This window comes from Streptomyces sp. NPDC091416 (assembly GCF_044756845.1).
In the GTDB taxonomy this organism is placed as follows: domain Bacteria; phylum Actinomycetota; class Actinomycetes; order Streptomycetales; family Streptomycetaceae; genus Streptomyces.
Genome location: NZ_JBIVTU010000047.1, coordinates 1 through 4,456, shown reverse-complemented (window position 1 = coordinate 4,456; position 4,456 = coordinate 1). Strand labels below are relative to the sequence as shown.

Sequence of the window (4,456 nt, the reverse complement as noted above, 5' to 3'; positions counted from 1 at the left end):
AGTGCCTGTTTCTCAACCTCCGGCCTTTGTGATCAAGGAATGGGCGGCGGGTCGCCTGGGGTGGACCGGTACGGTGACAGTGAGTGACGTGTTCTGCGATGTGGGCAGTGCCCGGTTGACGCTCTCCGTGGTACTCCTCACTCTGGTAGGTGGGGGTCGCCAATGGGAGCGGTGTGTGGTGGATGGGCAAGGTGATCTTCCCCGGCTGCTGACGGCAGCGGAGACGGCGGCGCCGGTGGAGGCTGTCGACGTGGTCGCCGAGGACCTTCTGCGGCGTTTCGGCGCCACGCGGGTCTCGTTCCTCATCGTGGACCTGACCGGGAAAGCGGTGGTTTCGCTGTCCACGGCCTCGCGGGCGAAGGCAGGGGCCGGGCGGCACGCTGCCAGAATCGACCTGTTCGGCAGCGTCTACGAGCATGTGGTACGCACCCAGCGGCCGTACCAGGAGACGACCCACCAGGGCGAGCGGGTGATCTTTCCGGTCACCAACCGCGGCGATGCCATTGGTCTGCTGGAACTCTTGCTGCCGGCAGGCCCAGGTCAGGAGGTGCTCGACGCGGCGGGTGAGGCCGCGCACATCCTGGCCTACATCGTGATCGCCAACCAGCGTTTCACCGACCTCTACACCTGGGGGAAGCGCAGCAGGCCCCTGAGCCTGGCCGCGGAGATCCAGCACCAGTTGCTGCCCCTTTCGCTTACCTGTGAGGCGGCGCAGTTCGCGCTGTGCGGAAGTCTGGAGCCCTCCGAAGACATCAGCGGCGACACCTTCGACTACACCCTCGACCGTGACACTCTCCATCTGTCCTTGACCGACACCATGGGCCACAACCTTCAGGCCGCGCTGTCGGCGACGGTCCTGGTGGGGGCCCTGCGCGGCGCCCGCCGCCAAGGGACCGACCTCATGGAACAGGCCCGCCAGGCCGATCAGGCCCTGGCCGACCACAGGCCGCACGGTCACGCCACCGGGCAACTGGTGCGCATCGACCTTCACACCGGTCGAGCCGAGATGGTCAACGCAGGCCACCCCCGGCCGCTGCGCGTGCGCGACGCAGAGGTGGAGGAGATCGCCTTGGAAGCGGACCAGCCCTTCGGACTGCTCATGCCCATCTCCCACTCTTACCGAGTCCAGCAGCTCGACCTGCGTCCCGGCGACCGGCTGATCATGCTCACCGACGGCATGCTCGAACGCGGCGTGGAGAAGGTGGACCTGTCCGCACTTGTGAAGGACACCCGCCACCTGCACCCTCGCGAGACCGTGCTGACGCTGAGCACCGCCGTCCTGGACGAGGCCGGCGGCCACCTGGAAGACGACGCCACAGTGATGTGCCTGGACTGGCACGGCCCCCAGGAGACCGAGCGGCATGTCGGCTCCGGCGCGGACATCCAGCAAGCCTCACCCCGCCGCACGAAGCGGTAGCGTCACTCACCGTGCGGTCAGGGTCGACCCGGCCGTGCTGAAGATCCAGCCGGCTCGAAGGCGCCACTGACAGGCTTCGGTGGCGGTGGGAGGATCCGGCCCAGGGCCCGAGGAACCGGGCGGTTTCTGGGTGGCGGTGGTGACCGCCACCGCCGTTTCGATCAGTCCCGTTGCGCTTCGCGAGAGTCCGGCTGCCCGGTTCTGCGAAAGCTTCTGCGGGTGATTCGCCTGGTCATGAGCGTTATCGCGGCCCAGGTGATGAGCGATTCCGAGTGCTGGATGAGCCGCTCATAGTCTCTCGCGTGGCGGCGGGCGTTCATGATCCAGGCGTACGTGCGTTCGACGACCCAGCGGCGGGGCAGGACGATGAAGCCGGTGGTGTCCTTCGGGCGGCTGACGGTCTTGATCGTCAAGTTGAGATGGCGTTTGGCCCAGGTCACGAGCTTGCCCGCGTAGGCGCGGTCGGCCCAGACGATGGTGATCTCGGGGTGCATCAGGCGGAGGCGGAAGAGGACTTCCTTCGCCGCGGCGGAGTCGTGGAGGTCGGCGGGGGTGACCATGACCAGCAGGGGCAGGCCGCGGGTGTCGACCACGAGATGCCGCTTGCGTCCGTTGATTTTCTTGCCCGCGTCGTAGCCACGGCTCTTCTTGCCGACGGTCGAGGCCGCTTTCACCGACTGGGAGTCGATGATCGTGGCGACGGCTCTCGGTCCTTTGCCCATCTCCCGGCGGATCCGGCCGGCGAGGACGTTGCGGATCTGCCCGATGACACCGCGGGCCGCCCACCGGGCCATGAAGCCCCAGACGGTCCTTCATGGAGGAAAATCCGCAGGTAGAGCCCTCCACTTGCACCCGGTGTCCACGACATAGCGGATAGCGTCGACGATCTCGCGGCGGGGATGCTTCTCCGGTGCCCCGCCGCGAGGTGTGTCACAGGCCGGGGTCGGCAACAGCGGCTCGATCAAGGCCCATTCGGCGTTCGAGGTGTCCGAGGGGTAACGGGGTCGGCGCATCTTCTTCTCCGTTGGTGAACTGCGGCGGGGTCCGGCCGGCTTCGCCGGCCGGACCCCGCAAGGGACGAGTCAGGCGCTGCTGATGAGGTCGAGGGTGGATTCGATGGAGTTGAGCTGGGCGACGATGTGCCGTACCCATTTGTCGTTCGGGTGGGCGGCGGCGTGCGGTGCGACGGTGCCGGTGATGAACCGGCGGAACTGGGTGAGCTTCTCGCCCACCACCTGCCGTTCGTAGGCTTCCAGCGCGGCCCGCTCCGCGCCGAGCTGGTAGCCATCGGCGCGCGTCCAGATCAGCGGCGGCCAGCCCTTGGACGCGGCCTCGTCCTTGAGCGCGGCCAGACCGGAGCGGACCTGGCTCTGAGAGAGCGCGCTGGCGCGGACCAGCTGGTGCAGGACCAGCCCGGCCGGACGTGCTTCGAACAGCACGAAGCGGACGGTGTCGGCATGCCGTCTGGCGGCATCGCCCTTGCGCCGTGAGGCGCGGGCCACGGCTACTCGCCCCGCAGCATGCGGGCGAGCTCGTCGTCCATGTCGACCTTGCCGGTGTCGACCGCCGTCTCGATCCAGTCCAAAGTGGCTTTCACCTTGGCGACGTTCTGGTGGACGATGGTGCGTTCGTCCTCCGACAGCTGTCGGTCGCGCAGGCCGGGGACGGTGCGGCCGGCCGCGGCGACGAACGAGTGGCAGGCGGTGACCAGGTCCAGGAACTCCACCGTGCGGTCGATGTTGCGGACCGCCGGCGCGACCGGGTTCGTCCGGTCGAAGTGGTCGTGGGCTTGCCGACTGCGTTCGGCCTGGGCAGAGTTGACCTGGAAGCGGGCGGTGTCGTCGCTCATCGCTTTGAACGCGACGTCCGGCCTGCGGAGAAGGCTGGTCGCGGCGGTCGTCGCGACGTGCTCGTCGCGGGTGAACTCCTCCACCACCCGGACCTTGTCCTCCGCCGACACTTTGGCCGCGACCTGCGGACGCTTCAGGAAGTCGGTGGTGACCGCGGCCGCGACCTCTGTGTCCCGGGCCAGCGAGTGGATCGCGGTGACCTTCTCCTGCGGCGTGATGGGCGTCTCGACCTGCTGGCCGACCTGCCGGTTGGCGTCGTCGGTGGTCCAGCGGGCCTTGCGGTCGGGCGGAGTCAGGATCGTCGCGAACCGCCTCTCCTCGTCCTCGATGTTCGCCAGCGCCCGGTGGACCGTGTAGGACGCGAGCCCGGGGCGACGTCGTTCCTTCGGCCACCGCGACGCCACCCACCTGGTCGTTTTCACCGTGGAGACCGTCAGACCGATGTCCTCGGCCAGACGCTTCAGCGACTGCTCGACCGTGTACTCGCTCTCCCCGACGACGCCGCCCCGCTGGCGCATCGGTTCAACCTCCAGGGCGCGGTCCCCGATCGTGAACTGGCCGCGCGTCTGCTGTTCGACGACTTCCCGCAGCTCGGCCACGATCTGTTCGTAGCGGGACTGGCTGACGGCGCCGATGGTCTCGATTTCCTCGGACATGGCTTTCACCATCCAAGTGCGGCCCAGGGCACGGCACTTGGGGCCATGACTGGACAGGGACCGCATCCGCCTCCGAGAGTCAGACCGCAAATAAGAAGATCACAAGGAATGACCACAATTGACCGTTCCGTGAACGAATCTGGTCCAAGGATGCGTTCGGTCAGTGGTCACTGTGAACGATCCGCGAACGGATCCCTTCGGCGCCGCCAGGCCCTCACGACGCACCGCCGCGAGCAGAACCGGGCATCCGAGCGGCGGTCAACACCTGCCACCCAACGAGCCCCGCACTCCGGGCACTCGACCACGCCGGCCTCGTCCCGGACAGCCGCCAAACGCCTTCGCAGCCGCTGTTCCTTGCGCCACTGCCTGGAACGACACACCGACGAGCAGAACACCGCCCCGGGCCGAGCGTCCGGCCTCAGCCGTTCGCCACAAGCCCGACAGTCCCTTTCCCCGGCCCTCTCAGCGCCCTCAGACACCGGTCCAGGCTAGGGCGCAAATCTACCCAGAACCTGGGATCGGAAACAGCTACT

3 protein-coding genes and 1 pseudogene are annotated in these 4,456 nt (G+C 67.8%); 1 reads left to right on the top strand and 3 read right to left on the bottom strand.

Features of this window, described 5'->3' with window-relative positions; all coding sequences use genetic code 11:
• The first annotated feature begins 235 nt into the window (after nucleotides 1–235).
• Complete coding sequence (locus tag ACIQMX_RS42315; RefSeq protein ID WP_402487026.1) at nucleotides 236–1,417, top strand: PP2C family protein-serine/threonine phosphatase; 1,182 nt, start codon at nucleotides 236–238, stop codon at nucleotides 1,415–1,417.
• A 161-nt stretch (nucleotides 1,418–1,578) separates the two neighbouring features.
• Here the strand turns inward: ACIQMX_RS42315 and ACIQMX_RS42310 are convergent.
• From ACIQMX_RS42310 to ACIQMX_RS42300, 3 genes and pseudogenes are all read right to left on the bottom strand, one after another.
• Nucleotides 1,579–2,430, bottom strand: a pseudogene (locus ACIQMX_RS42310) (IS5 family transposase).
• A 69-nt stretch (nucleotides 2,431–2,499) separates the two neighbouring features.
• Nucleotides 2,500–2,919 carry a RacP protein gene (locus ACIQMX_RS42305; RefSeq protein WP_267067444.1) on the bottom strand — a complete coding sequence of 140 codons (420 nt, stop codon included), beginning with the start codon at nucleotides 2,917–2,919 and terminating at the stop codon, nucleotides 2,500–2,502.
• A 2-nt stretch (nucleotides 2,920–2,921) separates the two neighbouring features.
• Nucleotides 2,922–3,923: a DUF6192 family protein gene (locus ACIQMX_RS42300; RefSeq protein ID WP_402487023.1), complete on the bottom strand. Its 1,002-nt coding sequence runs from the start codon at nucleotides 3,921–3,923 to the stop codon at nucleotides 2,922–2,924.
• Nucleotides 3,924–4,456 lie beyond the last annotated feature (533 nt).